Origin of the sequence: Bradyrhizobium liaoningense (assembly GCF_018130825.1) — a bacterium.
Lineage (GTDB): Bacteria > Pseudomonadota > Alphaproteobacteria > Rhizobiales > Xanthobacteraceae > Bradyrhizobium > Bradyrhizobium liaoningense_B.
Genome location: NZ_JAFCJS010000005.1, coordinates 119,276 through 143,396, shown reverse-complemented (window position 1 = coordinate 143,396; position 24,121 = coordinate 119,276). Strand labels below are relative to the sequence as shown.

Sequence of the window (24,121 nt, the reverse complement as noted above, 5' to 3'; positions counted from 1 at the left end):
GTCTTCCCTATGTTCTTGTTCGGATTGGAAATTCAGAGGTGAATTCAGCACCATTGTGCTGGTGAATCCGACCGAGTTCAAGCCACCCCGTGGCATCCCCCGTATGACTTTGGAATGAGATCGACGCGCCACGAACAACGCGGGCCCCTTTCGGGGCCCGCGCCTCAGGCGTCAAGCTCGATAGCGGCGGCCTACACGACCAGTATGTCGTGCTGGCTGAGCAGCACGCCGTTCTGGACGGTGACCAATGCGACCGCCGCTCCCTGGGTCCCGTCGGCGCTGTAGTAGAGCGTCTGGTTGCCGGTGTCGAAATGAAATTGGGCGAAGCCCGAGAACACGTCGTCGCCGGACGTCTCGAACGTGACGTCCATGCCCGCCGTCAACCCGCCGCCGAAACCGCTCGCGGAAACAGCGATGCGGTCGTGCTCGGTGGTGTTGTTGAAATCGCCGATGGTGCTCGGCGCCGACGGCTGCTGGAGGAAGGCGAAGGTGTCGTTGCCCGCGCCGCCGCTCATGGCGTTGCCGCTGGCCGTTGCGATCAGGACGTCGTTGCCAGCCCCCCCGCTCATCGTCTCGGTCCCGTTGGTGGCGATCAGGATGTCATCACCGCCGGTGCCGGCCAGCGCAGTTGCGCCGGCTGCGTTGTTGATGATGGTCGCCGTTGCCGTGTTGGACGAGGTCGTCGTCCCGTCGGAGGTCGTGTAGCCGAACGAGCCGCCGGGCGTCGCGTCGTCGGTGAAGAAGGCATCCCCGAACTGGACGGCACTGCCGCCGGAGCTCGTGGTGATCATGCCGAGCGAAAGATGGTCGATGGTGTCGGGGTCGATGTCGTTCATGGCAAGCGCCCAGCCGGGAATCTGGACCGTTGCGCTCGCGCCGACATCGGTGATGACGGTCTCGCCCACCGCAGTCGGTGCATCGTTGGTGCCGTTGATAGTGACGGTGACGTCCTGCGTGGTCGAGCCGCCATTGTTGTCGGCGATCGTCACCAGATAATCCTGGGTCAGCGTCTGCCCCTGCGCCAGGAACTGGATGTCGGCGTTGTCGACCGTGAAGTGCCAGGCGACGGATCCGGTGCCGCCGGCCTCGCTGACCGGATCGAGGGTGAAGGTGCCGACATAATTGCTGCCATTCGCCAGGAAGCTCGCGCTGTGCGTATCTCCGGTCTCGGCGTCGGAGAACGACAGCGAGCCCGCGGTGGATTCGCTGGCGGGACCGGTCGCCGGACTGACGTTGACGGAATCGAGGATCATGCCGGTGGCATCGTCCTCATAGGAGAACTGCAGCAGCGTCGACGAGAGCGAGGGGTCGCCGATCAGGTCGAAGGAATAATGGTTGACGCCGGCCGGCGCATTGGCGAGCGACAGGATCGTTGCGCCATCCCATGACACGGAGAACGGCGTGTTGACGCCCTCGGGATCGCCGATGAGATCGAAGCTGACGAAATAGTGCTGGCCGGGCGCGGTCGCGACGTTCTGCGACAGCGTTTCCGGGCTGCCGCTCGTCGGCAGAAGCTCGACCGAATAGTGACCGAAGCTGCCGCCGAGCTCGAGCTGCGCGACGTGAATGTGGCCACCGCCGCTGACCGACCAGCCCGCGAGATTGCCGGTCTCGAAATCGCCGTTGAGGATCACCGCCGGGCCGGCGTCCTCGGTGACCGATCCGCTGACATTGGCGGCTGTGACCAACGGATTGTCGTTGGCGCCGGTGATGTCGAAGGTGAGCCTGGTCGAGGCCTGATGTCCCTGGCCGTCGTCGACCGTGAAGGTGAACTGGTCGGTGACGTTGTCGCCGGCGAGCAGCGCGTCGACCGCCGCATTGGCGACATAGCCGTAGGAGCCGTCCGCGTTGAGCACCAGCGTTCCATACGTGCCAGCCACGGAGTTGCCGACATTGGCAGCACTGCCGTTGACCTCGATGATCGTCCGCGGCGTGCTCAGGTCGACCGGCTGGGTCACGTCGAAAATGGCGCCGGTTGCGATCGCCGTGCCGGCATCCGGGCCCGCGGCGTCAGACGCCGCGATGGTCAGCGGTGTCAGCACCAGCGGATCGGCCGCACCGTCGATGGTGACTGTCACGGTCTGCGTCGAATTGGTGAAACCGTCCCAGACGTTGAGGTCATACTGCACCGTCAGCGTCTCGCCGAAACTGAGGAAATCGAGATCGGCATCGGTGATGCTGAAGGTCCAGTCGATGCTGCCGGTGCCGGTTCCCGTGGAATCATGCAGCACCGTGGAGAGCGCCGACTGGAGATCTACGATCGTCTGGCCTGGTACGGCAAAAGTGTTGGCCGACCATACCGCCGAATTCAGCACCACGCTGATCGAATGCGTATCCGACAGATCGACGTCGTCGAAGCTCAGCGTTCCCGTCGGCACCGGGCTCGTGGTGTCGGGCGATTGCGATCCCGTGACGCCCGGCTGCTCCGCCAGCGACGCGGCTTGCGGTCCGCTCGTGATCACCGGGGCGTCGTTGGCGCCGGTGATGACGACGGAAACGGTCTGCGTGGAGCTGGTCGAACCGTCGGCGACCTTGATATTGTAGTTCACCGTCAGCGTCTCGTTGGCCGCGAGATAGTCGAGATCCTTGTCGGCAATCGCGAAATTCCAGTCGATGCTTCCGGAGCCCGTTCCCGTGGAATCGTTGAGCACCGTCGTCAGCGCCGCGGCGAGATCGGCCTGCGTCGCGGCCGGCGGTGTCGGTCCGGAGGTCGAATCCAGCGTCACCGTCACGGTGTGGGCGTCGCTGGTGTCCTGGTCGGTGAAGGCCAGCGTGCCCGCCGGAATTGTCGGCGTCGTATCGGGCGCGGACGAGCCGGTGGTGGCGTCCTGCTCGACGACGGTGGAGGATTCCGGACCGCTGGTGATGACCACGGGATGATTGACACCGAGGATCGTGATGGTGACGTCCTGGGTGGTGGAGCCGCCGTGACCGTCGTCCACCGCGACGTGATAGACGAGCTTGAGCGTTTCGCCACCGTTCAGGAAATTGGTCGAGGAATTGGCCAGCGCGAAATTCCAGTCGACCTCGCCGAACAGATGACCGGTCGAATCCTGCAGCGAGGTGCCGAACGCGGCCAGCAGCTGGGCATTGGTCAGGGGTATCGAACCGCCACCGGAACGCGTCGCGGTGACCGTGGTCGAGACCGTGTGCGTGTCGGCGAGATCGATGTCGGTGAAGAGCAGGCTGTCATGTGCGGTGAGATTGCCGCTCGGATCGACATTCTGGTCTTCAACGAGCGCGGCCGATTCCGGGCACGACAGGAACAGCGGCTTGTCGTTGGTGCCGACCACCGTCACCGTGACCGTCTGGGTCGATATCCCGCCGGCGTGGTCGTCGAGCTGCACGGTATAGGTGATGTCGAGATGCTGGCCGGCCGAAAGATAGTCGAAGGCGAGATCGGGCGCCGAGAAGGTGGTGTTGATGGTGCCGGTCGAGGAGCCGGACGTCTTGATGACATTGTCGACTTGGAAGAACGACATCAGCTCGGCGTTGCCGAACGGGCCCGGCAGCAGGCCGGCCGTGGCGCCGGAGGCGGACACGCCTGTAACCGTCGCGGTGTGCCCGGTGTTGGCGAGGTCGTCGTCGTTGAAGTTGAGCGCGACGTGCACCGTGTCCGGCGTGAGCGAAAGCGTCTGGTTCGCCTGCTCGGTGACGGTCGCCGCCGTCGTCATGTTGATGACGGGCTTGTCGTCGGTTCCGGTGATGGTGATCTTGACGGTCTGGATCGCGAAGCCGCCGTGATTGTCGGCGACCTTGACGTCGTAGGTCAGGACCAGCGTCTGGTTCTTGGCGAGGAAGTCGAAATCCTCGTCCTCGTCGCTGAAGGTCCATTTGAGCTGGCCCGAACCGTTTGCATCGCTCAGGATCTGCGATTGCATCGCGGTCTGGAATTGCGCAAGCGAGGCGGCAGGGATGACCGTTCCGCCCGACACCACCGCCGAATGCAGCGTCGCGGTGGTGGTGTGGGTGTCGGTCTTGTCACTGTCCTTGAAACTCATCGTTCCCGACAGCGTGTGCAGCGCGGTTGAATCATTGAGGTTGGCGAATTCGGTGAAGCTGCCCGTCGCGGATGACGAGGTGAAAACCGGCGTGTGGTTGGTCATGGAAAATCCCTGCCTGCGTTGCCATGAAGGTGCCGCCGCGTGAGGAAGCGGCGACGTGACTGTTCGGTCTGAGAAATCAGACGAGACTCAACGGCTGTGACTCAAAGGCCTTGGCTTAAGGGTGTTGGTTCAGGAGCTTTGGCTTGTTCGCGAGGTCGCGCCTGGCGTCGGGATGGTCAGCAGCAATGAAATTCTGGCGCTGCTCGCGTCGTGGAAACTAGGTCGCTACTTCTACAGTTCGATTTCAGTTCAATGACGTCCGGTTGCAGCACGGTCTGCCGGAACGCTTCACACAAATAACGTCGCTCAATCGTCGGGTCTTCAACCACCGGCTGGACCATCGCCCCGGAAAACGAGACGGTGGAATGCAACCTCTGCGATCTTATGCCCGGCCTCAGCGCGCCGTCAACGTAGACGCGTGGACGCGCACGCTCACAATCGCGGTTCCGAATGACGGAACCGCATGTAACTTCTACAACAATTTGGATTTATGCGGTTGCCTGGCGATGGAAATCAGCAAGCGCTTTGGCTCGGCACGCCGCGTGTCCGGCGCAAAAAGCCAAGAGCGCGCGCTACTTGCCCTTCCAGACAGGCGCGCGCTTGTTGAGGAAGGCGTCCATGCCCTCGCGGAAATCCTCGCTCATATAGGCCTTGAGGATCAGATCCTCGCCTTCCTCGCGCGACAGCGTGCGGCGGATGCGGCGCACCGCCTCCTTGGTGGCCTCCAGCGTGAGCGGCGCGTGGCTGGCGACGAGCTTGGCGGTCTCGTCGGCGCGGCGCTGCAGCGTCTCGACGTCGGGCACGATCTCGTTGAGCAGGCCGAGCGCGAGGGCTTCCGGCGCCTCGACCAGACGCGCCTTGAAGATCATATCCTTGGTGCGGGCGGGACCGACCAGCGCGACGACGCGGCTGATGTTCGACATCGACAGGCAGTTGCCGAGCGTGCGCGCGATCGGAAAGCCCATCCGCGTCGTCTCGGTGCCGATCCGGATATCGCAGCAGGCCGCGATGCCCGCACCGCCGCCGGTGCAGGCGCCGGCGATCGCCGCGATCACGGGCACGCGGCACTGCTCCAGCGTGCCGAGCACGCGGTCGATCCGCGCCTCGTAATCGAGCGCGTCCTGCGCGGTCTTGAACGCGCGGAACTGGGAAATGTCGGTGCCGGAGGCGAAGGCCTTGTCGCCCGCGCCGGTCAGGATCAGCGCCTTGATCGAGCGATCGGCGTTGATCTCCTGGCAAATCTCCGCCATGCGGTCATACATGGCGAAGGTCATTGCGTTGCGCGCCTGGGGGCGGTTGAAGGTGATCCGCGCGATGCCGTCCGTGACGGAGTAGAGCAGGTCTTCGCTAGTCGTCGTCGGTGCGTTCATCGCGCGCTCACTTTCCAAGTTAGTTCAGGCCACCTGAGCCTTGGCCATCGGCACCACGTCGCGTCCCTTCAGGACGTCCATGGCCGCCAGCACGCCACCGCTCCGGTGCGGGATCTTTGCAAGATCCAGGCCCATCTCGACGCCGGCGAGCGTACCCATCAGCATCAGATCGTTGAAATGGCCGATATGGCCGATGCGGAACACCTTGCCCTTGACCTTGTTCAGGCCGGTGCCGAGCGACATGTCGAAGTTTTCCAGCACCACCTTGCGGAAGGCGTCGGCATCAAAGCCATCAGGCACGCGCACGCCGGTCAGCGCCGGCGAATGCGCGGCAGGATCGATGCACTGCGTCTCCAGGCCCCAGACCTTGGCCGCGGCGCGCGTCGCCGCGCTGTGGCGCTTGTGACGGGTCCAGACGTTCTCCAGCCCCTCTTCCTCCAGCATCTTCACCGCTTCGCGCAGGCCGTAGAGCAGATTGGTCGCGGGTGTGTAGGGGAAGGTGCCGAGCTTGTTGAAGGAGATGACTTCCTGCCAGTCCCAATAGGAGCGCATGCCGGGGTTGGCCTTGGCGACCGCGAGCGCCTTCTCCGAGACGGCGTTGAAGCCGAGGCCGGGCGGCAGCATCAGGCCCTTCTGGGAGCCCGCAACCGAGACGTCGATGCCCCAGGCATCGTGCTCGTATTCCATCGAGCCGAGACCGGAGATGGTGTCGACCATCAGCAGCGCCGGATGTTTCGTGCGATCGAGGATCTTGCGCACTTCGGCGGGCGGCGTGACGCAGCCGGTCGAGGTCTCGTTGTGGACGACGCAGACCGCCTTGATGCTGTGCTGCTTGTCGGCGGCAAGGCGCGTCTCGATCTCGGCGAGGTCGGCGCCATGGCGCCAGTCGCTCGGGATGAAGTCGACGTCGAGCTTGAACTTGTCGGCGATGCCGCGCCACAGCACGGCGAACTGGCCGGTCTCGCACATCAAAACCTTGTCGCCGGGCGAGAACACATTGACCATCGCCGCTTCCCAGGCGCCGGTGCCGGACGAGGGGAAGATGATCACGGGCTGCTTGGTGCGGAATACGCGCTGCATTGAGGCGAGGACCGCGAAACCGAGCTCGGCGAACTCCGGACCGCGATGGTCCAGCGTCGGCATGTCCATCGCCCGCAGCACGCGGTCGGGCACGTTGGTCGGTCCTGGAATCTGTAAGAAATGCCTTCCAGTATGCACGGTCATAGGCGTCCTTCCCGGTCTAGCCTTGATTTTGATGGCCGCCGAATAGCACCATTTGACCGGCTTGTCCCCTCTCCTAAAGACGTTTCCCATGCATGAGCGGCGGGCCTCCGCCACCCCTATTCCGCGGCCACCATCTTTCCGGCCGCCCCCCTGCCCTCGGCCTCCGTGAACGGGCGCTCCGGGTGCATCAGGAAGGCCGAAAAGCCGCCGAGCAGCAAAAGGCCCATCGACATCAGGAACGGCAGGTACCAGTTGCCGGTCGCGTCGATCACGAAGCCCGCGACCAGCGGCGAGACGATGGCGGCGAAGGCCGAGCCGGTATTCATGAGTCCCGAGGCGGTCCCGGAGTATTTCGGGGCGATGTCCATCGGGATCGACCACATCGGGCCGATCACCAGCTCGGCACAGAAGAAGCCCGCCGACAGGCACAGCGCGACGATCGTGATGTCATGGACGAACAGGATCGGCAGCAGCGAGAGCAGCGCCCCCGTAAACCCCGCAACGGTGACGCTCAGCCGCGCCAGGCGGACATTGCCGGTGCGGTCGAGGATCCTGTCCGAGAGCACGCCGCCGACGCTGTCGCCCACCACGCCGGCAAAGAACACGCCGGAGGCGAACAGCGCCGAGTTCTTGATGTCGAGATTGTAGTTGTTCTTGAAGAACAGCGGCAGCCAATTCAGGTACAGCCACAGGCACCAGCCGTAGCAGAAATAGGTCAGCGTCACCGGCCACATCCGGCCGAGCAGCGCACTCCACGGCACGCGCGGCCGCTCGCCGGTCGGGCGCGGCGGCAGTGCGGCGAGCTCGGCCTCGGTGATGGAGGCGTGCTCCTTCGGCTCGTTGCGGAAGTACCAGACCCAGATCACGCCCCAGATCAGGCTGACGAAACCGAGCACGACGAAGGCGCCGCGCCAGGTCAGCCACAGGATCAGCAGCGCCACCACCGGCGGCGTCACGGCATTGCCGAGCCGGGCGAAGGAATGGGTCAGGCCCTGCGCAAAACCGCGGCGGTTGGCGGGCGTCCAGTATTGCATCGCGCGCGTTGCGGTCGGGAACGTCGCGCCCTCGCCAAAACCGAGCGCAAACCGCGCGACGAAGAGCGCAGCGAGACCATTGACGAAGCCGGTCATGATGGTGGCGACCGCCCAGATCATGCCGCACCAGAACAGCGTCTTGCGCGGCCCGAAATGATCGCCGACCCAGCCTCCGATGACCTGGAACAAGAGATAAGGATAGGCGAAGGCGGAGAACACGAGGCCGAGCTGGGTGTTCGACAGACCCAGCTCCTTCTGGATCTCGCTCGCGGCCGTGCCGATGTTCACCCGGTCGACATAGGTGATGAAATACATCGCGCAGAGCATCGCCAGCACGACATGCGTGGCCTTGAACCGAACCCCCATCTCACCCCTCCCGTATCGCTGTTGTTATGATTGCTGCCCGCCTGTCCCGCGCGACTTAAGTGCCGACCACTTTCAGATGCGGCGAGGCGTTGCCTTGCGGACGCTGCTCCAGCAGCTTCATCGCGACGTTGACGCCGCCGGAGCGATGCGGCACGCCGGCCACCGACAGGCCCATCTCGACGCCGGTGAGCGCGCCGAGCAGCGTCAGCGCATTGCATTCGCCGAGATGGCCGATGCGGAAGACTTTTCCGGCGACCTTCGACAGGCCCGAGCCGAGCGACATGTTGTAATTGTCGAGGACGACTTTCCGGAACTGATCGGCATCATGCCCCGGCGGCATCAGCACGGCCGTCAGCACCGGCGAGAACTCTGAAGGCTCCTGGCAGAGCACTTCGAGGCCCCAATGATTGACGGCGGCGCGGGTTGCCGCAGCAAGCCGCTGGTGCCTTGCGAACACGTTGGGAAGTCCCTCCTCGAGCAGCATCGCGATCGCCTCGCGCAAGCCGTAGAGCAGGTTGGTCGCCGGCGTGTAGGGGAAGAAGCCCTTCGTATTGGGCTTGAGCATCTCCTCCCAGTCGAAATAGGAGCGCGGCATCTTGTTGCTCTTGGACGCCGCCAGCGCCTTCTCCGAGATCGCGTTGAAGCCGAGGCCGGGCGGCAGCATGAAACCCTTCTGCGAGCAGCTGACGCTGACGTCGACCTTCCACTCGTCGTGACGATAGTCGACCGAGCCGAGCGAGGAGATGGTGTCGACCATCAGCAGCGCGGGATGCGACGCGCGGTCGATCGCGGCGCGGATCTCGGCGATGCGGCTGGTCGCGCCGGTCGAGGTCTCGTTATGCACGACCATGACGGCCTTGATCGTGCGCGCCTTGTCCTCGGTGAGCTTCGCCTCGATCACCGCCGGATCGGCGCCGCGGCGCCAGTCGCCGGGCACGAACTCGACCTCGATGCCGAAGCGGCCGGCCATCTGCCGCCACAGCGTCGCGAAATGGCCGGTCTCGACCATCAGCACCTTGTCGCCCGGCGACAGCGTGTTGACGATCGCGGCCTCCCAGGCGCCCGTCCCCGACGAGGGGAAGATCACCACCGGACCCTTGGTCTGGAAAATCTTCTGGCTGCCTTCGAGCACGGTGCGGCCGAGTTCGCCGAACTCCGCGCTGCGGTGGTCGATCACGGGCATGTCCATGGCGCGCAGGACGCGCTCGGGGACCGGGCTCGGGCCCGGAATCTGAAGGAAATGGCGTCCCTGATGCATGAAAACCTCCCTGTCGGCGGATTCTGGCCGGCTCTGCTGGCTATTTTGCATTCATTTTTTGTCCTTTCAATCGAAATTTGGTATTCGATTGTGGACGTCGACGCGATCCAACGGGCAAACTACTGTGCTGCAAATGAAATCCACGATTCCCGACACCGGGGTTCCGATCACCCCGCCCGCTGGCAATGGCGGCGACCGCCAGGAGGCCTCGCTTCATGGTGAGATCCTGCTGCGGCTGCGCGACTACGTGGTCGAAGGCAACATTCCGGAAGGAGCCCGCGTTCCTGAGCGGCAGCTCTGCGAGATGCTCGGCATTTCCCGCACGCCGCTGCGCGAGGCCCTGAAAGTGCTCGCCGCCGAGGGCCTGATCGAGCTACTGCCCAACCGCGGCGCTCGCGTGCGCCAGCTCAGCCAGCGCGACCTTGAGGAGCTCTTCGACGTGATGGCGGGGCTGGAAAGCCTGGCCGGACGCCTGGCCTGCGAGGCCATTACAGATGCGGAAATCACCGCGATCGAGCAGCTGCACTACGAGATGTACGGCCACTACCTGCACCGCGACATGCACGGCTATTTCCAGACCAACCAGCGCATTCACGAGAGCATCGTCACAGCCGCACGCAACGAGACGCTGAAGACCGCCTACGCCAATTTTGCCGGCCGCATTCGCCGCGTCCGTTACTCCGCCAATTTCGCCCGCAAGCGGCAGCGCTGGGCGGAGGCGATGCGCGAGCATGAGGCCATCCTCGATGCGCTGCGCCGCCGTGCCGGCAGCGAGCTCAGCGACATCCTGTTCCAGCACCTGCGCAATAAGCGGACGGCCGCGATCGAGCATCTGACCGAGCCACAAGAGGACGCGCCGGCCTCGGCCTGAGGGCGGCTGGCTTGCTCATTTTGCATTCATAATATAATCGATCGGGAACCATAATGAATAACTCAGCAAGGCTGAGCCTCGCTGAGGCAGTCCGGGATCAGGGATGACAAACGCCTCCACGCTCGAACGGCGCCTGCGGTCGGAATTGACCGGCGACGTCCTGTTCGACCCCTTCAGCCGCGGCCGCTACGCCACCGACGCCTCGTTTTACCAGATCATGCCGGCTGGCGTGGCGGTCCCGAAGACCATGGACGAGGCGCTTCGGGCCTTGGCGATCGCCCGCGACGAGGGGCTGAAGGTCACCCCGCGTGGCGGCGGCACCTCGCAATGCGGCCAGACCGTCAATGACGGGCTGGTGGTGGATCTCTCCAAGCATCTCAACCGCATCCTGTCGCTCGACGTCGAGGGCCGGACCTGCGTGGTCGAGCCCGGCATCGTGCTCGACGATCTCAACCGCCAGCTCAAAAAGCACGGCCTGTGGTTTCCGGTCGACGTCTCCACGGCGTCCCGCGCCACCATCGGCGGCATGGCCGGCAACAATTCCTGCGGCGGCCGCTCGCTTCGCTACGGCACCATGCGCGACAACACGCTCTCGATGGAGGCATCGCTCGCCGACGGCACGCTGAGCCGGTTTGGCGAGGTGTCGCGCGACCTCTCCGACGTCGAGGCCAGCGACAGCACCCGCGCCCTGTTCCGCGACATGCTCGATCTCGGCACCCGCGAGGCCGACGAGATCGCCGCGCGCTTTCCAAAAGTGCAGCGCCGCGTCGGCGGCTACAATCTCGATGCGGTGGTACCGCGCAACGCGCCGAACAACATGGCGCATCTGCTGGTCGGCTCCGAGGGCACCCTCGCCTTCACCACCAAGGTCGAGCTGAAGCTCTGGCCCGTCATCCGCAACAAAGCGCTCGGCGTCTGCCATTTCGGCAGCTTCTACGAGGCGATGGACGCGGCCCAGCACCTGGTCAAGCTCAAGCCGATCGCGGTCGAGCTGGTCGACCGCACCATGATCGCGCTCGGCCGCGACATCGCGATGTTCCGGCCGATCATCTCCGCCGCGATCAAGGGCGATCCGGACGCCGTGCTGGTGGTCGAGTTCGCCGAAGAAGATCAAGCCGACAATCTCGTGCGCCTCAGGCAGCTCACCGAGCTGATGAGCGATCTCGGCTTTGGCTGGAATAACGACACGCGCAAATGGGGCGGCGTGGTCGAGATAACCGAGCCGGCGCTCCAGAGCGGCATCGCCGATTTCCGCGCCGCCGGCCTCAACGTCATGATGTCGATGAAGCAGGAGGGCAAGCCGGTCTCCTTCGTCGAGGACTGCGCCGTGCCGCTGCCGCATCTGGCCGATTACACCGCGCGGCTGAACGAGGTGTTTGCCAAGCACGGCACCAGCGGCACGATGTACGCGCATGCCTCCGAGGGCTGCCTGCATGTGCGCCCGGTGCTGAATCTCAAGCTGGAGAAGGACGTCAAGGCGATGCGGGCCATCGCCGAGGAGGCCTTTGCGCTGGTGCGCGAGTACAAGGGGTCGCATTCCGGCGAGCATGGCGATGGCCTGGTGCGCTCCGAATTCCACGAGACCATGTTCGGCGAGCGTCTGGTCGCCGATTTCAGGGAGGTCAAGCAGCGCTTCGATCCCGATGGCACGCTCAATCCCGGCAAGATCGTCGACGCGCCGAAGATGGACGACCGCTCGCTGTTCCGCTTCAAGCCGGACTATCGCGTTGGCGAGCTGAAGACGAAGCTCGACTGGTCGGCTTATCCCGGCGCCGGCGGCGGGTTCCAGGGCGCCGTCGAGATGTGCAACAACAACGGCGCCTGCCGCAAGCTCGAGGGCGGCGTGATGTGTCCGTCCTATCGCGCGACGCGCAACGAGAAGGATGTCACGCGAGGCCGTGCGAACACCTTGCGCCTCGCGATCTCCGGCCAGCTCGGCCCGGATGCTTTGTCGTCGGACGAAATGATGGAGACGCTGAAACTCTGCGTCTCCTGCAAGGCCTGCCGCCACGAATGCCCGACCGGCGTCGACATGGCCAAGATGAAGATCGAGGTGCTGGCCGCGCGCGCAGCCACTCACGGCCTGACCCTGCGCGACCGCCTGGTCGGCTACCTCCCGCGCTACGCTGGGCTGGCTGCGCGCTTCGCGCCGCTCGCGAATTTGCGCAACAGCAGCCCGTTGTTGCGAAAACTGTTCGAGCGCTTTGCCGGCGTCAGCGCGCGCCGGGCGCTGCCCGCCTTCCGCAGCGACGTGTTCGTGCCGCCGGCCGAAAGCGTCGGGCCGGAGGGCGGCCGCGAGGTCGTGCTGTTCACTGATACCTTCAACCGCATCTATGAGCGCGAGAATCTCGACGCAGCGCTACGCGTGCTCGCGGCCGGCGGCTATCGCGTGCACCTACCGAAGCCAGTGAGCGGCAGCCGGCCTCTGTGCTGCGGCCGAACCTTCCTGTCGGCTGGTCTCGTCGACGAAGCCAAAGCCGAGCTGGATCGGCTAGTCTCCGCCTTCGCGCCCTTCGCCGCGCGCGGCGTGCCGATCGTCGGCCTGGAGCCGAGCTGCCTCCTGACGCTGCGCGACGAGCTTTCCTCGCTGCGCAAGGACAACGACGCCAAGGCGGTCGGCGCCCATGCGCTGACCTTCGAGGAATTTCTGGTACGCGAGGCCGAAGCCGGACGATTGCAACTGCCGCTCGGCAACGTCGCTGAGAAGGCCGTGGTGCACGGCCATTGCCATCAAAAATCATTCGGCGCCTTCAAGCCGGTCGAGCAGGTGCTGCGCCTCGTCCCCGGCCTCAAGGTCGAGACCATCGAGTCGAGCTGCTGCGGCATGGCCGGCGCCTTCGGCTATGGCGCAGACACGTACGATGCCTCGATCGAGATGGCCGAGCTGTCGCTGCTGCCCGCCGTGCGGCGCGCGGACGAGGCTACGCTGGTCGTCGCCGACGGCACCTCCTGCCGGCATCAGATCCACGACGGCACGCAGCGCGAGGCGCTTCACGTCGCGCGCGTGCTGGCGATGAGCCTCGATCGCGCCACCCCTTCAATCGCCACTCCCGTTACAAAGGAACCAAGCCATGGCTGAACTCACCCTCGACACCGCCCGCAAGATCCTCGACGCCGCCTTCGCAAAATCCACCGAGCTGAAGCTCAAGCCGCTGGTCGTCACCATCCTGGACGCGCGCGGCGTGCTCAAGATCGCCGCGGCGCAGGACGGCACCAGCCTGATGCGCGCCGAGATCGCCCACGGCAAGGCCTATGGCGCCCTCGCGATGGGCATGGGTTCACGCGCCCTGTACCAGCGCGCGCAGGAGCAGGCCTATTTCATCGATGCCGTGAACACCATCGCCAAGGGCGCGCTGGTGCCGGTCCCCGGCGGCGTGCTGATCATGGACGGCACGACCCTGCTCGGTGCCGTCGGCGTCTCCGGCGACACCTCCGACAATGACGAGGCCTGCGCCGTTGCGGGCATCCAGGCGGCGGGACTGAAGGCCAACGCGGGCTGAGATGCCGTAGGGTGGGTTAGCACTGCGGGCGCGCAACGCGCGGCCCGCAATGCGTAACCCACCTCTTTTGCTTCCGCGGTGACACCAGCGGTGGGTTACGCTTCGCTAACCCACCCTACGAAGTACGCGCGACACCGCCTCTCCTACCTTCCCGTCCAGACCGGCTTCCGCTTCTCGCTGAACGCCTTCAGCCCTTCCTTGGCATCCTGGGTCATCGCCAGCAGCGCGATCTGGCTTTCGGTGTAGGCAATGCTCTCGTCGAACGACATCGCGGCGATGGCGCGCATGGCGTATTTGCCGCGGCGGATCGCGGTGGGGGATTTGTCGACGATGCGGCCGATCAGCCAATCGACCTTGGCGTCCAGTTCAGCCGCCGGCACCACATAGTTGAGGAGCCCCGCAGCTTGCGCCGCTTTCGCATCGAATGGCTCGCCGGTGAGCGCCCATTCGTTGACGAGCCGCGGCGGCGCGATCCTCTGTAACAGGCTCAGCACCTGCATCGGGAATACGCCGACCTTCACCTCGGGCAGGCCGAAAATGACGTGATCGGCGGCAACCGCCATGTCGGTCATGCAGAGCAGGCCCATGCCGCCGGCCATGCAGACGCCGCCCACCCGCGCAATCGCCGGCTTGGTCGCGTTCTGCGACAGGCGCAGCAGATCGGCATAGTCGACGTTGGGTTTGGAATGATCCATCGCGAACGCCGCGCCGGAATTCTGCAGGTCCGCGCCCGCGCAGAACGCCTTGTCGCCCGCACCCGTCAGCACGATGACGCGGACGTCCTTGTCCTCATGCGCATCGCGATAGCCCTTGGTGATGCCGGCGATCACGTCGCCGTTCAGCGCGTTGCGCTTCTCCGGCCGGTTGATGGTGATCCAGAACGCCTGCCCGCGCTTTTCGGTGATGACGGCTGTGGTGTCGGTCATGGCACGCTCGCTTCCTTGCTCCCGTTTGCCGCCATTTGCGGCAGCTCGGGCGAGAGGTGCAAGCGCAAACTGCGGCGCGGCGCCGCTTTAGCGCCTCGACACAAATTGCGTGGCGATCGCCGGGCGCACTCAGGCGACCGCTTTCCTGATCCAGACCTTGTTGTCGTGGAATGCGGCCCCACCGATCGGCGCGATCGTGTCCGCGCCCGTCAGCATGTTGATGCCGCGGCCGCCGATGTGGTTCTTGTTGGGGTGAACGGACTCCGCGATCAAGACGCCGCGTCGCACGCCCTCGAACAGCGTTGCGACCAGCGTGGTCTCGCCGCGGCTGTTGCCGAGCGTCACGGCGTCACCGTCGGCGATATCGAGGGGCGCGGCATCCAGCGGATGGATCATCACGCTCGCTTTGCCCTCGCGCGCCTGCGAGGACGGCGTCTCGTTGAAGGTGGTGTTGAGGAAGCTGCGCGAGGGGCTGGTGGCGAGCCGGAACGGATGGGCCTGGTCGGCATGCTCGATCACGGCCCAATGGTCCGGCAACCCCGGCATCTTGTCGAAATCGCCCATCGTCACGCCGAACGGCGGGTGCGCCCAATCCGCCCTAAAGTGGAATTTCTTGTCGGCATGGGCAAAGCCGTCGAGGAAATGCGAGGTGCGGAAGTCCGGCTGCAGGTCGCGCCAGAGATCCGCTTCGAGGCCGCCGATATCGCCGTGGTTGCTCAGCTTCAGCGTCGCGTCGATCAGTTCGCGCGGCGTCATCTCGAAGCCCTGATGCTTCGCGCCAAGCCGCGGCGCCAGCGCCTGCAGGACCTCATGATTGGAACGGCATTCGCCGGGCGGGTCGATCAGCTTCGGCCCGACCGAGATGTGCTGGTGCCCGCCGCCGTAATAGAGATCGTCGTGCTCCATGAACATGGTCGCCGGCAGCACGATATCGGCCATCAGCGCCGTTTCGGTCATGAACTGCTCGTGCACCGCCACGAACAGATCCTCGCGCGCAAAGCCCTGCCGGACCAGCGCCTGCTCCGGTGCCACCGTCATCGGGTTGGTGTTCTGGATCAGCATCGCCTTGACCGGCCCCTTGCCGAGCTGGGCCTCGGCATCGCCGGTGAGGATGCGGCCGATCTTGGACTGGTCGAGCGCGCGGACGCTATGGTCGACCGCGTCATGGGCTTCGATGATGGATTCGTTGAAGTGCCACAGCGCGTAATTGTTGAAGAATGCGCCGCCGCCTTCATATTGCCAGGCACCGGTCACCGCCGGAATGCAATTCGCCGCATGCATCTGCACGGCGCCGTTGCGGCTGCGCGTAAAACCGTAGCCATAGCGAAAGAACGTCCGCTTGGTCTCGCCGACCGCCTTCGCAAAGGCCTCGATCTCCGCGACCGGCACGCCGCAGATCGCAGACGCCCATTCCGGGGTGCGCGTCCGCAGGTGCGCCTCGAGTTCGGCGGGGCAATCCGTGTACTTGTCCATGTAGGCGCGGTCGGCATACCCGTCGCGGAACAGGACATGCATGACGCCGCAGGCGAACGCGCCGTCGGTGCCCGGACGCAGGATGATCTTGATGTCAGCCTGCTTCATGGTCTCGTTGTCGTAGATGTCGACTGCCGCGATCTTCGCGCCGCGCTCCTTGCGGGCACGCGAGGCGTGCGTCATCACGTTGACCTGGGTGTTGACGGGATTGGTGCCCCAGATCACCACGAGGTCGGACAGCGCCATCTCGCGCGGGTCGACGCCGGCGATCTTGCCGGTGCCGATCGCATAGCCGATGCGCCCCACATTGGCGCAGATGGTCTGATAGAAGCGCGAATACTTTTTCACATGCGTCAGACGGTTGAGCCCGTCGCGCATCACGAGGCCCATCGTCCCGGCGTAGTAATAGGGCCAGATCGATTCCGCGCCGAACTCGCGCTCCGCCTGGTTGAAGCGCTCCGCGATCTCGTCGAGCGCCTCGTCCCACGAGATCCGCGCGAACTGACCGGAGCCCTTCGGCCCAATGCGGCGCATCGGGAACGTCACCCGCTCAGGGTGATGGATGCGCTCGGCGTAGCGGGCGACCTTGGCGCAGACGACGCCGGCCGTATAAGTCTGCTTTTTCGAACCGCGGACGCGGCCGATGCTGCGACCCTCGACCACCTCGACATCGAGGGCACAGGCCGAGGGACAATCGTGCGGGCAGGTCGAATGGCGGATTTCGATCTTGGCGTGCTGGTTCATGTCTCAGTTCGTAACACCAAAATACCAGCCAGCCGAGCGCATTTATCCGGCAATGCCCATGCGATTTGCTCAATCCGCGTGTGCAGCCGGTTCCCGCCGCAAGCGCGAAATGGGCCGCAGCCACACCGAAAACCGCCCGATATTCCCTGACGCCATCGACTTTCTGAGGCGTCGACAGTCCGCATTGCCTGCCGCTAGAGTGCCGGCCAACAAGAACGACATCAGGGAGGTGGGCATGACAGCCCGAAGCTTCATGCTGGCGCTGGCCGCCGGCCTGCTCGGCGCATTCGCCGGGGCCCCCTCATCGGCGCAAGACTATCCCACGCGGGCGGTCCGGATCGTCGTCCCCTTCGGGGCGGGCGGGCCGGCCGATGTGGCGGCCCGGCTGATCGGCAACGCCTTCCAGGAGAGCTTTGGCCAGCCCTTCGTCGTCGAGAACCGCACCGGCGCGGGCGGCGTCATCGGCACGGTGGAAGCTGCGAAGTCGCCGGCCGACGGCTACACGCTGCTGATGATGTCCAACACCCAGACCGCGAATGAATCGCTGCTGACACCGGACAAGCGCAAATACGAACTGATGCGCGACCTCGCGCCGATCGCGCCGGTCAACTATTCCGATCTCGTCATCGTGGTGAACCCGCAAGTCCCGGTGAAGACGCTTGCCGAGTTCATCGCGCTCGCCAAATCGCAGCCCGGAAAGCTCAACTACGCCTCCTCCGGTCAGGGCACTCCGTATCACATGGCCGGCGAGTTGTTCAAAGCGATGGCCGGCATCGACATCGTCCATGTCCCCTACCGCAACAGCGGCGAAGCCCGCAGCGGCGTGATCGGCGGACAGGTGCAGATGATGATCGACGCGGTGCCGGCAATGGCGCCGAACATCGCCGAGAACCAGGTTCGTCCGCTCGCCACCACAGGCAAGCAGCGCTCCGCGGTGCTGCCGAACGCTCCGACCGCGATCGAAGCCGGCGTTCCCGGCTATGAGGCCACGATCTGGCTCGGCCTGATGGCGCCCGCGGGCACACCCAAGCCTGTCATCGAGAAGCTCAATGCTGCCGTGAACGCAATGGTGAAGAGGCCAGACATCGTAAAACTCTGGACCGAACAGGGTGCCGTCCCCATGTCCATGACGCCGGAGCAATTCGACAAGTTCCTGCGCGGCGACATCGAGAAATGGGCCGATGTCGTCAAGAAGTTCGACAAGTCCTGAGGCCGCGCTGCTCATGCCCTCCGTTCAATTCCGGCTCAACGGCACAGCGATCGCCGTGGACGCCGATCCGGACCAGATGCTGCTCGACGTGCTGCGCGGCCGGCTCGGCATCACCGGAGCGCATTTCGGTTGCGGAGCCGGTGAGTGCGGCGCCTGTCATGTCATAGTCGGTGACCGCGCGATGACCTCCTGCGACATGCCGATGTGGTCGGTCGCGGACAAGGATGTCGTCACGCTGGAAGGCCTCGGCACGGCAGAGCAGCCGCATCCGCTGCAACGCGCCTTCATCGCCGAACAGGCGATGCAGTGCGGCTATTGCGTCTCGGGAATCCTGATCAGCGCAGCGGCGCTGCTGAAACACAATCCGTCGCCGACGGAGGCTGAGGTCAGAGAGGCGCTCGATCGCAACCTCTGCCGGTGCGGATCCCATAATCGCATGGTGCGCGCGGTGTTGCGCGCCGCTTCGGAGATGGCCGCCTCATGACCTCTCCTGCCCCGAAACTGCCGATGAGTCTCGCAGCCAATCCAAGGCTGTCGTCCTGGGTGAAATTCAGCGGCGACGGCCGCGTGGCGATCTCGCCCGGCAAGGTCGAGATCGGCCAGGGCATCGTCACGGCGCTGGCGCAGATCGCAGCGGACGAGCTCGACGTCGATATCTCCAAGGTCGAGATGATCCGCGCCTCGACGGCAGCCAGCCCGAACGAAGGTGTCACCTCGGGCAGCCTGTCGATCCAGCAATCCGGCCGCGCGCTGCGCCAGGTCTGTGCCGAAGTGCGCCAGCGCTTCCTGTTTGCGGCATCCGAGCGCCTCGGTGTCGATGAGGCGTTACTCGATGTCGATGACGGCACGATCTCCGGTCCCGGCAATATCAGCACCAGCTATTGGGAGCTTGCCGGCGATGTTTCGCTCGACCACGACGCCACACTAGGCGTGACAGCGAAGCTTGCGACCAAGCGCGCCATCGCCGGACATTCCATCCAACGCATGGATATTCCCGACAAGGTGTTCGCTCAGCCGCGTTTCATCCATGACTGGGCATTGCCTGGATTGCTGCACGGACGCGTACTGCGGCCGGACATCTCGGGTGCCAGGCTGATTGCGCTCGACGAAACAGCCGCACGCGCCGTCCCCGGCCTCGTCGCGATCGCCCGCGACGGCGGCTTTGCCGGCGTCGTCGCTGACGGGGAGGCAGCGGCGGAAGTCGCACTCAAGGCCCTGCGCAAGGGCGCGACCTGGTCGGCCGGCGAGCCGCTGCCCGATCAAGATGATCTCGCGGGCTTCCTGAAAGGCCAGCCGGTCGAGACAACCATCATCGACACCAGGCCGGCCTCGTCGCCGCGCGAGCCCGCCCAGACTCTTCGCCGGCAATACACCCGCCCCTACATCGCCCATGCCTCGATCGCGCCCTCCTGCGCGATGGCCCAATGGGACGGCGATCGTGTCCACGTCTGGACGCACAGCCAGGGCGTCTATCTGCTGCGCGCCGATCTCGCGATCGTGCTCAAGCTGCCGGCCGACAACATCGTCGTCGAGCACATGGAGGGCGCCGGCTGCTACGGGCACAACGCGGCCGACGACGTCGCACTCGATGCCGTGCTGCTGGCGAAAGCCGCCGGCGGCCGACCGGTCCGGGTCCAGTGGTCGCGCCACGACGAGATGAGCCACGCGCCGTTTGGCGCGGCCATGGCCATCGAGATCGAGGCCGACCTCGATGCGGACAACGAGATCGTCGGCTGGCGCCATGCGATCTGGAGCAACGGCCACGCCGCAAGGCCGGGGCGCGCGGCGCAGCCGGCGCTGCTCGCAGCGACCGAGATCGCGAACCCTCACCCGCGCATGATCTCGACCAATCCGCCTGCCGCCAATGGCGGTGGCGGCGATCGTAACTCCGTTCCGCTCTACGACTTCACGGCCTGGACGATCACGAGCCATCGGCTGCTGACGATGCCGGTGCGCACCTCGGCGCTGCGGACGCTGGGCGGACAAGGCAATGTGTTCGCCATCGAGTCCCTGCTCGACGAGATCGCCGCGCTGCGCGGCGAGGACCCGATCGCATTCCGCCTGCGCCATCTCCGCGACGAGCGGGCGCGCGACGTCGTCTCCGCAGCAGCCCGACGCGCGCAATGGAAACCGCAGAAGCAGGCCGGCATCGGCCACGGCGTCGGCTTTGCCCGCTACAAGAACACGGGCGCCTATTGCGCCGCGATTGCGGAGATCGAAGGCGCCGACGACATCCGCGTCAAACGGCTGACGCTTGCCGTCGATGTCGGCGAGGCCATCAACCCGGACGGCGTCATCAACCAGATCGAGGGCGGCGCCATCCAGGCGACGAGCTGGGTGCTGAAAGAGCGCGTTCGCTTCGACCGGTCGCGTATCACCTCGACCTCGTGGACGGACTATCCGATCCTGACGTTCAGCGAGGTGCCGGCGGTGGATGTCGAGATCATCCAGCGGCCGGAGATCGAGCCGGTCGGCGCCGGCGAAGCCGCGCACGGCCCGGTGACGGCGGCAATCGCGAACGCCGTGTTCGATTGCCTCGGCGTGCGCGTGCGCGACCTGCCGATCACGCGCGAAAGGATCATTGCAGCCATGGAGCTTGCATCGTGACGACAGTGAACATCTTGAGCGGCGGCGCGGCGCAGGGCCTGGTGCGCGGCCTCACTGAAGCCTTCAAGGCGCAGACCGGCTTCGGCATTGACGGCGAATTCGGCGCGGTCGGCATCATGGCCGACAAGCTGCGCGCGGGAGCGCCGGCCGATCTCGTGATCCTGACGCAGGCCCTGCTTGCGAAGCTTGCCGGGGAGAAACTCGTCGTTCCCTCCTCGATCGCGGATGTCGGACGGGTCGAGACCGCGCTGGCGGTCCGCAACCGTGATCCCAGGGTGACGGCGAAGACCGAAGCCGATTTGCGCGAGGTGCTGCGTTCCGCGGACGCTATCTACGTCCCTGATATCAAGGCGTCCACGGCGGGACAACATTTCGCAAAAGTGCTGGATCAGCTCGGCATCGCCTACGAGGTCGCCTCGCGCCTCAAGATATTTCCAAACGGCGCGACTGCGATGCGGGAGCTTGCGGCCTCCACCGCCACGCGGCCGATCGGCTGCACGCAGGCGACCGAGATCGTCGCCACCGACGGCATCGCGCTGTCGGGGGCGTTGCCGCCGGGCTGCGAGCTCGTGACGATGTACACGGCGGGCGTCACCGCGCGAGCCGCACATTCGAACGAGGCCGCCGCGCTGATTGCGTTGCTGACTGGCGCAGACCGGAAGGAACTGCGCCAGCGCGTGGGCTTCGCCAGCTAGACAGCCGTCCTATTTGTGCAATTGGGTGAGGCCGGTCGGCGGCCCGTCGACCGCGGTCCAGCCGCCGTCGACGAACAGCGTGCTGCCGCTGACATAGCTCGCGGCGTCCGAGGCGAGATAAGCGACAGCGGTCGCGACCTCGTCGGCGCTGCTCCAGCGGTTGAACACGGTGTGGCCGGCATAGAGATTGTAGATGTCGGGGCGCTGCTTGAACGGGCCGGTCAGCGCGGTCTCGGCGATGCTCGGAGCAATGGCATTGACGCGCACGCCGGCATGGCCGACCTCGGAGGCAAAGCCCTTCACCAAGAGGCCAATCGCCGCCTTGGTCGATCCGTAGATGCCAAGGCCGGGCTCGATGGTGACAGCGCGCACCGAGGAGCAGGCGATGATGCTGCCGCCCTTTTGTTCGACCATGATGCGGCCGAAGGCCTGGAAGAACCAGACCGTGCCCTTGACGTTGAGGTTGAGGACGCGGTCGAGATCCTCCTCGGTGTAGTCGAGGATGGTCTTGCGGATGTTGAGCCCGGGCGTCGTCACGGCGATGTCGAGCCGCGGAAATTTCTGCATCACGATTTTGGCGAGCGCATTGACGTCCGCGGCAATTGCAGCGTCACAGCTAGCTGCTTCGGCCCAACCACCCTTGTCGCGGATGCCGGCGGCGGTCGCCTCCGCCGCGTCAAGCGCCCGATCGGCGCAGACGACTCGGGCGCCGAGCCCGGCAAGCGCCTCGGCCGACGATTTGCCGATCCCTGAGGCGGCGCCGAGCACCACGGCCGTCTTGCCGGTGAGATCGAAGAGCTTGCGATAGTCGGTCACAGACAGATTCTCCCTGTTGTTGTGACGCAAACTACGCAAGGCGAGCGCGCCGGCCAAGTGCCGGCGCACGCACGGCAGCTATCCCTTGTATCCCATCAAGAGGCGCGGCAGCCACAGCGAGAAGGCGGGAACGTAGGTGACGAACATCAGCGCTGCGATCAGCGCGGCATAGAACGGCAGGATGGTGCGCATCACCGCGCCCACGGAAATGCCGCCGATGGCGCAGCCGACGAACTGCGTCGTTCCGACCGGCGGGGTGTTCAGCCCGAGCGCGCAGTTGATCAGCATCAGCATGCCGAACTGCACGGGATCCATGCCCGCCTTCATCGCGATCGGCAGGAAGATCGGGGTGCAGATCAGGATGGTCGCCGCCATGTCCATGAACGTGCCGAGCACGAACAGGATGACGTTGATGAGCAGGAAGATCATCCAGGGCTGCGTGGAGACCTTGCTCATGAGGTCGCCGGCGAAGTCGGCCACCTCGTAGAGACCCATCAGGTACTGGAACATGGTGGAGACGCCGATCAGCAGCAGCACCACGCCCGTCGTCTTCACTGCCTTGGCCGCGGCCCGCAGGAAGTTCCGCAAGGTCATGGTGCGGTAGATGAAGAAGGTCAGCAGGATCGTGTAGGTGACCGCAACGGCTGCGGATTCGGTGGCCGTGAAGACGCCGGACAAGATGCCGGCAAGGATGATGCCGACGATCAGCAGGCCGGGCAACGCGGCAGCGAGCGAACGGAACACTTCGGCCCAGCCCGGGAACTTGCCTGCGGGATAACCGCGCTTCACCGCGACCGCGTAGGCAGCGACCAGCATACACACCATCAGCACCAGCGCCGGCAGGAGGCCGGCGGCGATCAGCGCGCCGATCGAGACCTTGCCGCCGGCGGCTAGCGCATAGATGATCATGTTGTGGCTGGTCGGCATCAAGGCTCCGACCAGCGAGGCATGGGTGGTGACGTTGACGGCGTAGTCGGTGTCGAACCCTTCCTTCTTCATCATCGGGATCATCACCGCGCCCATCGCCGACACATCGGCCACGGGCGAGCCGGAGACGCCGCCGAACAAGGTGCAGGCGACCACGTTCGACATGCCGAGGCCGCCGCGGATGTGCCCGACGAGATTCTTGGCGAGCTTCACGATCTTGTCGGCGACGCCGCCGTGCAGCATCAGTTCGCCGCTGAAGACGAAGAACGGGATGGCCAGGAAGGAGAAGATGTTCATCCCCGACATCATCTGCTGGAAGATGACGGCGACCGGCAGGCCTTCGTAGAGGATGGTGCAGATCGCGGAGAGGCCGATCGCGAAGGCGACGGGAACGCCGAGGATCAGGAAGCCGAAGAAGGTGGCGCCGAGGATGATCAGTTCCATGAGGGGACGACCTCTTCGCCGCGCAGGAGAGCAATGATGTGCTCGATTGAAAAGGAGACGATCATGACGCCGGAAGCGATCAGCGGCACGTAGCGGATCACCTCAGGCAGGCCGAGATTGGGGATATGCACGGTCCCGACCGACGCGCCGAGGATCCAGCCGTTGTAAACCATCGCGACGCCGAAAATCGCCACCAGGACGTGGATCACGATCTCGATCTTCTCGCGCACATGATCCGGAAGCATGACCAGCAGACTGTCCATACCGATGTGTCCGGCATCGCGCACGCCGACGGCGGCACCGATCAGCGTGACGTAGAGGATCAGGACCAGCGCAAGGTTCTCGGTCCAGGTCGGGCTGGAATTGAGCACGTAGCGTCCGAACACCTGGTAGAACACGATGGTGACGATGACGAGCAGACCGGTCACCGACAGATACATGCCCAGGCGCGCGATGGGGGCATTGATCCGTGACAACAGGCCGGTGGACGGACGTCCGACTTCCTCCTGCTCGTGATCTGCGACGTGTGGGTCTGTCATCGCGCGCCTCC

Annotated in this window: 17 protein-coding genes; 7 read left to right on the top strand and 10 right to left on the bottom strand. The window is 65.2% G+C overall.

Annotated features, from left to right (window positions below):
* Positions 1–191: 191 nt before the first annotated feature.
* The 5 genes from JQ603_RS22535 to JQ603_RS22515 form a co-directional block, all read right to left on the bottom strand.
* On the bottom strand, positions 192–4,106 hold the full coding sequence (locus JQ603_RS22535; protein ID WP_212342637.1) for a beta strand repeat-containing protein: 3,915 nt from the start codon (positions 4,104–4,106) through the stop codon (positions 192–194).
* A 572-nt stretch (positions 4,107–4,678) separates the two neighbouring features.
* Positions 4,679–5,476, bottom strand: coding sequence for an enoyl-CoA hydratase/isomerase family protein (locus tag JQ603_RS22530; protein WP_212342635.1), 798 nt, complete (start codon positions 5,474–5,476; stop codon positions 4,679–4,681).
* A 24-nt stretch (positions 5,477–5,500) separates the two neighbouring features.
* Entirely contained in the window at positions 5,501–6,700 is a 1,200-nt protein-coding gene (locus JQ603_RS22525; protein WP_212342633.1) for a pyridoxal-phosphate-dependent aminotransferase family protein, read from the bottom strand.
* Positions 6,701–6,816: 116 nt separating this feature from the next.
* Entirely contained in the window at positions 6,817–8,100 is a 1,284-nt protein-coding gene (locus JQ603_RS22520) for an MFS transporter (protein ID WP_212342631.1), read from the bottom strand.
* A gap of 55 nt (positions 8,101–8,155) precedes the next feature.
* Complete coding sequence (locus JQ603_RS22515) at positions 8,156–9,358, bottom strand: pyridoxal-phosphate-dependent aminotransferase family protein (protein WP_433996651.1); 1,203 nt, start codon at positions 9,356–9,358, stop codon at positions 8,156–8,158.
* A 133-nt stretch (positions 9,359–9,491) separates the two neighbouring features.
* On the opposite strand from JQ603_RS22515, the gene JQ603_RS22510 reads away from it, so the two are divergent.
* The 3 genes from JQ603_RS22510 to JQ603_RS22500 all read left to right on the top strand — a co-directional run bounded on the left by JQ603_RS22510 (position 9,492) and on the right by JQ603_RS22500 (position 13,729).
* Positions 9,492–10,229 carry a GntR family transcriptional regulator gene (locus JQ603_RS22510; protein WP_212343292.1) on the top strand — a complete coding sequence of 246 codons (738 nt, stop codon included), beginning with the start codon at positions 9,492–9,494 and terminating at the stop codon, positions 10,227–10,229.
* 103 nt (positions 10,230–10,332) lie between these two features.
* Positions 10,333–13,308, top strand: a complete 2,976-nt coding sequence (locus JQ603_RS22505; protein ID WP_212342627.1) for an FAD-binding and (Fe-S)-binding domain-containing protein — start codon at positions 10,333–10,335, stop codon at positions 13,306–13,308.
* Positions 13,301–13,729, top strand: coding sequence for a GlcG/HbpS family heme-binding protein (locus JQ603_RS22500; RefSeq protein ID WP_212342625.1), 429 nt, complete (start codon positions 13,301–13,303; stop codon positions 13,727–13,729). Before JQ603_RS22505 ends, JQ603_RS22500 begins: the two co-directional genes overlap by 8 nt.
* A 143-nt stretch (positions 13,730–13,872) precedes the next feature.
* Here the strand turns inward: JQ603_RS22500 and JQ603_RS22495 are convergent, their stop codons facing one another.
* Together JQ603_RS22495 and JQ603_RS22490 are read right to left on the bottom strand one after the other, a co-directional pair.
* The gene (locus JQ603_RS22495) at positions 13,873–14,655 is read right to left on the bottom strand and encodes an enoyl-CoA hydratase/isomerase family protein (protein ID WP_212342623.1); all 783 of its coding nucleotides are present in this window, start codon (positions 14,653–14,655) and stop codon (positions 13,873–13,875) included.
* A 129-nt stretch (positions 14,656–14,784) separates the two neighbouring features.
* Complete coding sequence (locus JQ603_RS22490) at positions 14,785–16,872, bottom strand: molybdopterin-dependent oxidoreductase (protein WP_212342621.1); 2,088 nt, start codon at positions 16,870–16,872, stop codon at positions 14,785–14,787.
* Positions 16,873–17,107: 235 nt separating this feature from the next.
* Here JQ603_RS22490 and JQ603_RS22485 point away from each other — a divergent pair, with 235 nt between their 5' ends.
* Genes JQ603_RS22485 through JQ603_RS22470 form a run of 4 tightly spaced genes read left to right on the top strand, consistent with a single transcriptional unit; the run spans position 17,108 to position 21,384 of the window.
* On the top strand, positions 17,108–18,082 hold the full coding sequence (locus JQ603_RS22485) for a tripartite tricarboxylate transporter substrate binding protein (RefSeq protein ID WP_212342620.1): 975 nt from the start codon (positions 17,108–17,110) through the stop codon (positions 18,080–18,082).
* Positions 18,083–18,095: 13 nt separating this feature from the next.
* Positions 18,096–18,566 (top strand): (2Fe-2S)-binding protein, encoded by a 471-nt coding sequence (locus tag JQ603_RS22480; protein ID WP_212342619.1) that lies wholly within the window; start codon positions 18,096–18,098, stop codon positions 18,564–18,566.
* Entirely contained in the window at positions 18,563–20,689 is a 2,127-nt protein-coding gene (locus JQ603_RS22475; protein WP_212342618.1) for a xanthine dehydrogenase family protein molybdopterin-binding subunit, read from the top strand. The genes JQ603_RS22480 and JQ603_RS22475 overlap by 4 nt, the downstream gene beginning before the upstream one ends.
* The gene (locus JQ603_RS22470; protein ID WP_212342617.1) at positions 20,686–21,384 is read left to right on the top strand and encodes a molybdate ABC transporter substrate-binding protein; all 699 of its coding nucleotides are present in this window, start codon (positions 20,686–20,688) and stop codon (positions 21,382–21,384) included. The genes JQ603_RS22475 and JQ603_RS22470 overlap by 4 nt, the downstream gene beginning before the upstream one ends.
* Before the next feature lie 9 nt (positions 21,385–21,393).
* Here JQ603_RS22470 and JQ603_RS22465 read toward each other — a convergent pair whose 3' ends face one another.
* The 3 genes from JQ603_RS22465 to JQ603_RS22455 form a co-directional block, all read right to left on the bottom strand.
* Entirely contained in the window at positions 21,394–22,200 is an 807-nt protein-coding gene (locus JQ603_RS22465; RefSeq protein ID WP_212342616.1) for an SDR family NAD(P)-dependent oxidoreductase, read from the bottom strand.
* 78 nt (positions 22,201–22,278) lie between these two features.
* The gene (locus tag JQ603_RS22460; protein WP_212342615.1) at positions 22,279–23,571 is read right to left on the bottom strand and encodes a TRAP transporter large permease; all 1,293 of its coding nucleotides are present in this window, start codon (positions 23,569–23,571) and stop codon (positions 22,279–22,281) included.
* Positions 23,562–24,110 (bottom strand): TRAP transporter small permease, encoded by a 549-nt coding sequence (locus JQ603_RS22455; protein WP_212342614.1) that lies wholly within the window; start codon positions 24,108–24,110, stop codon positions 23,562–23,564. The genes JQ603_RS22460 and JQ603_RS22455 overlap by 10 nt, the downstream gene beginning before the upstream one ends.
* Positions 24,111–24,121 lie beyond the last annotated feature (11 nt).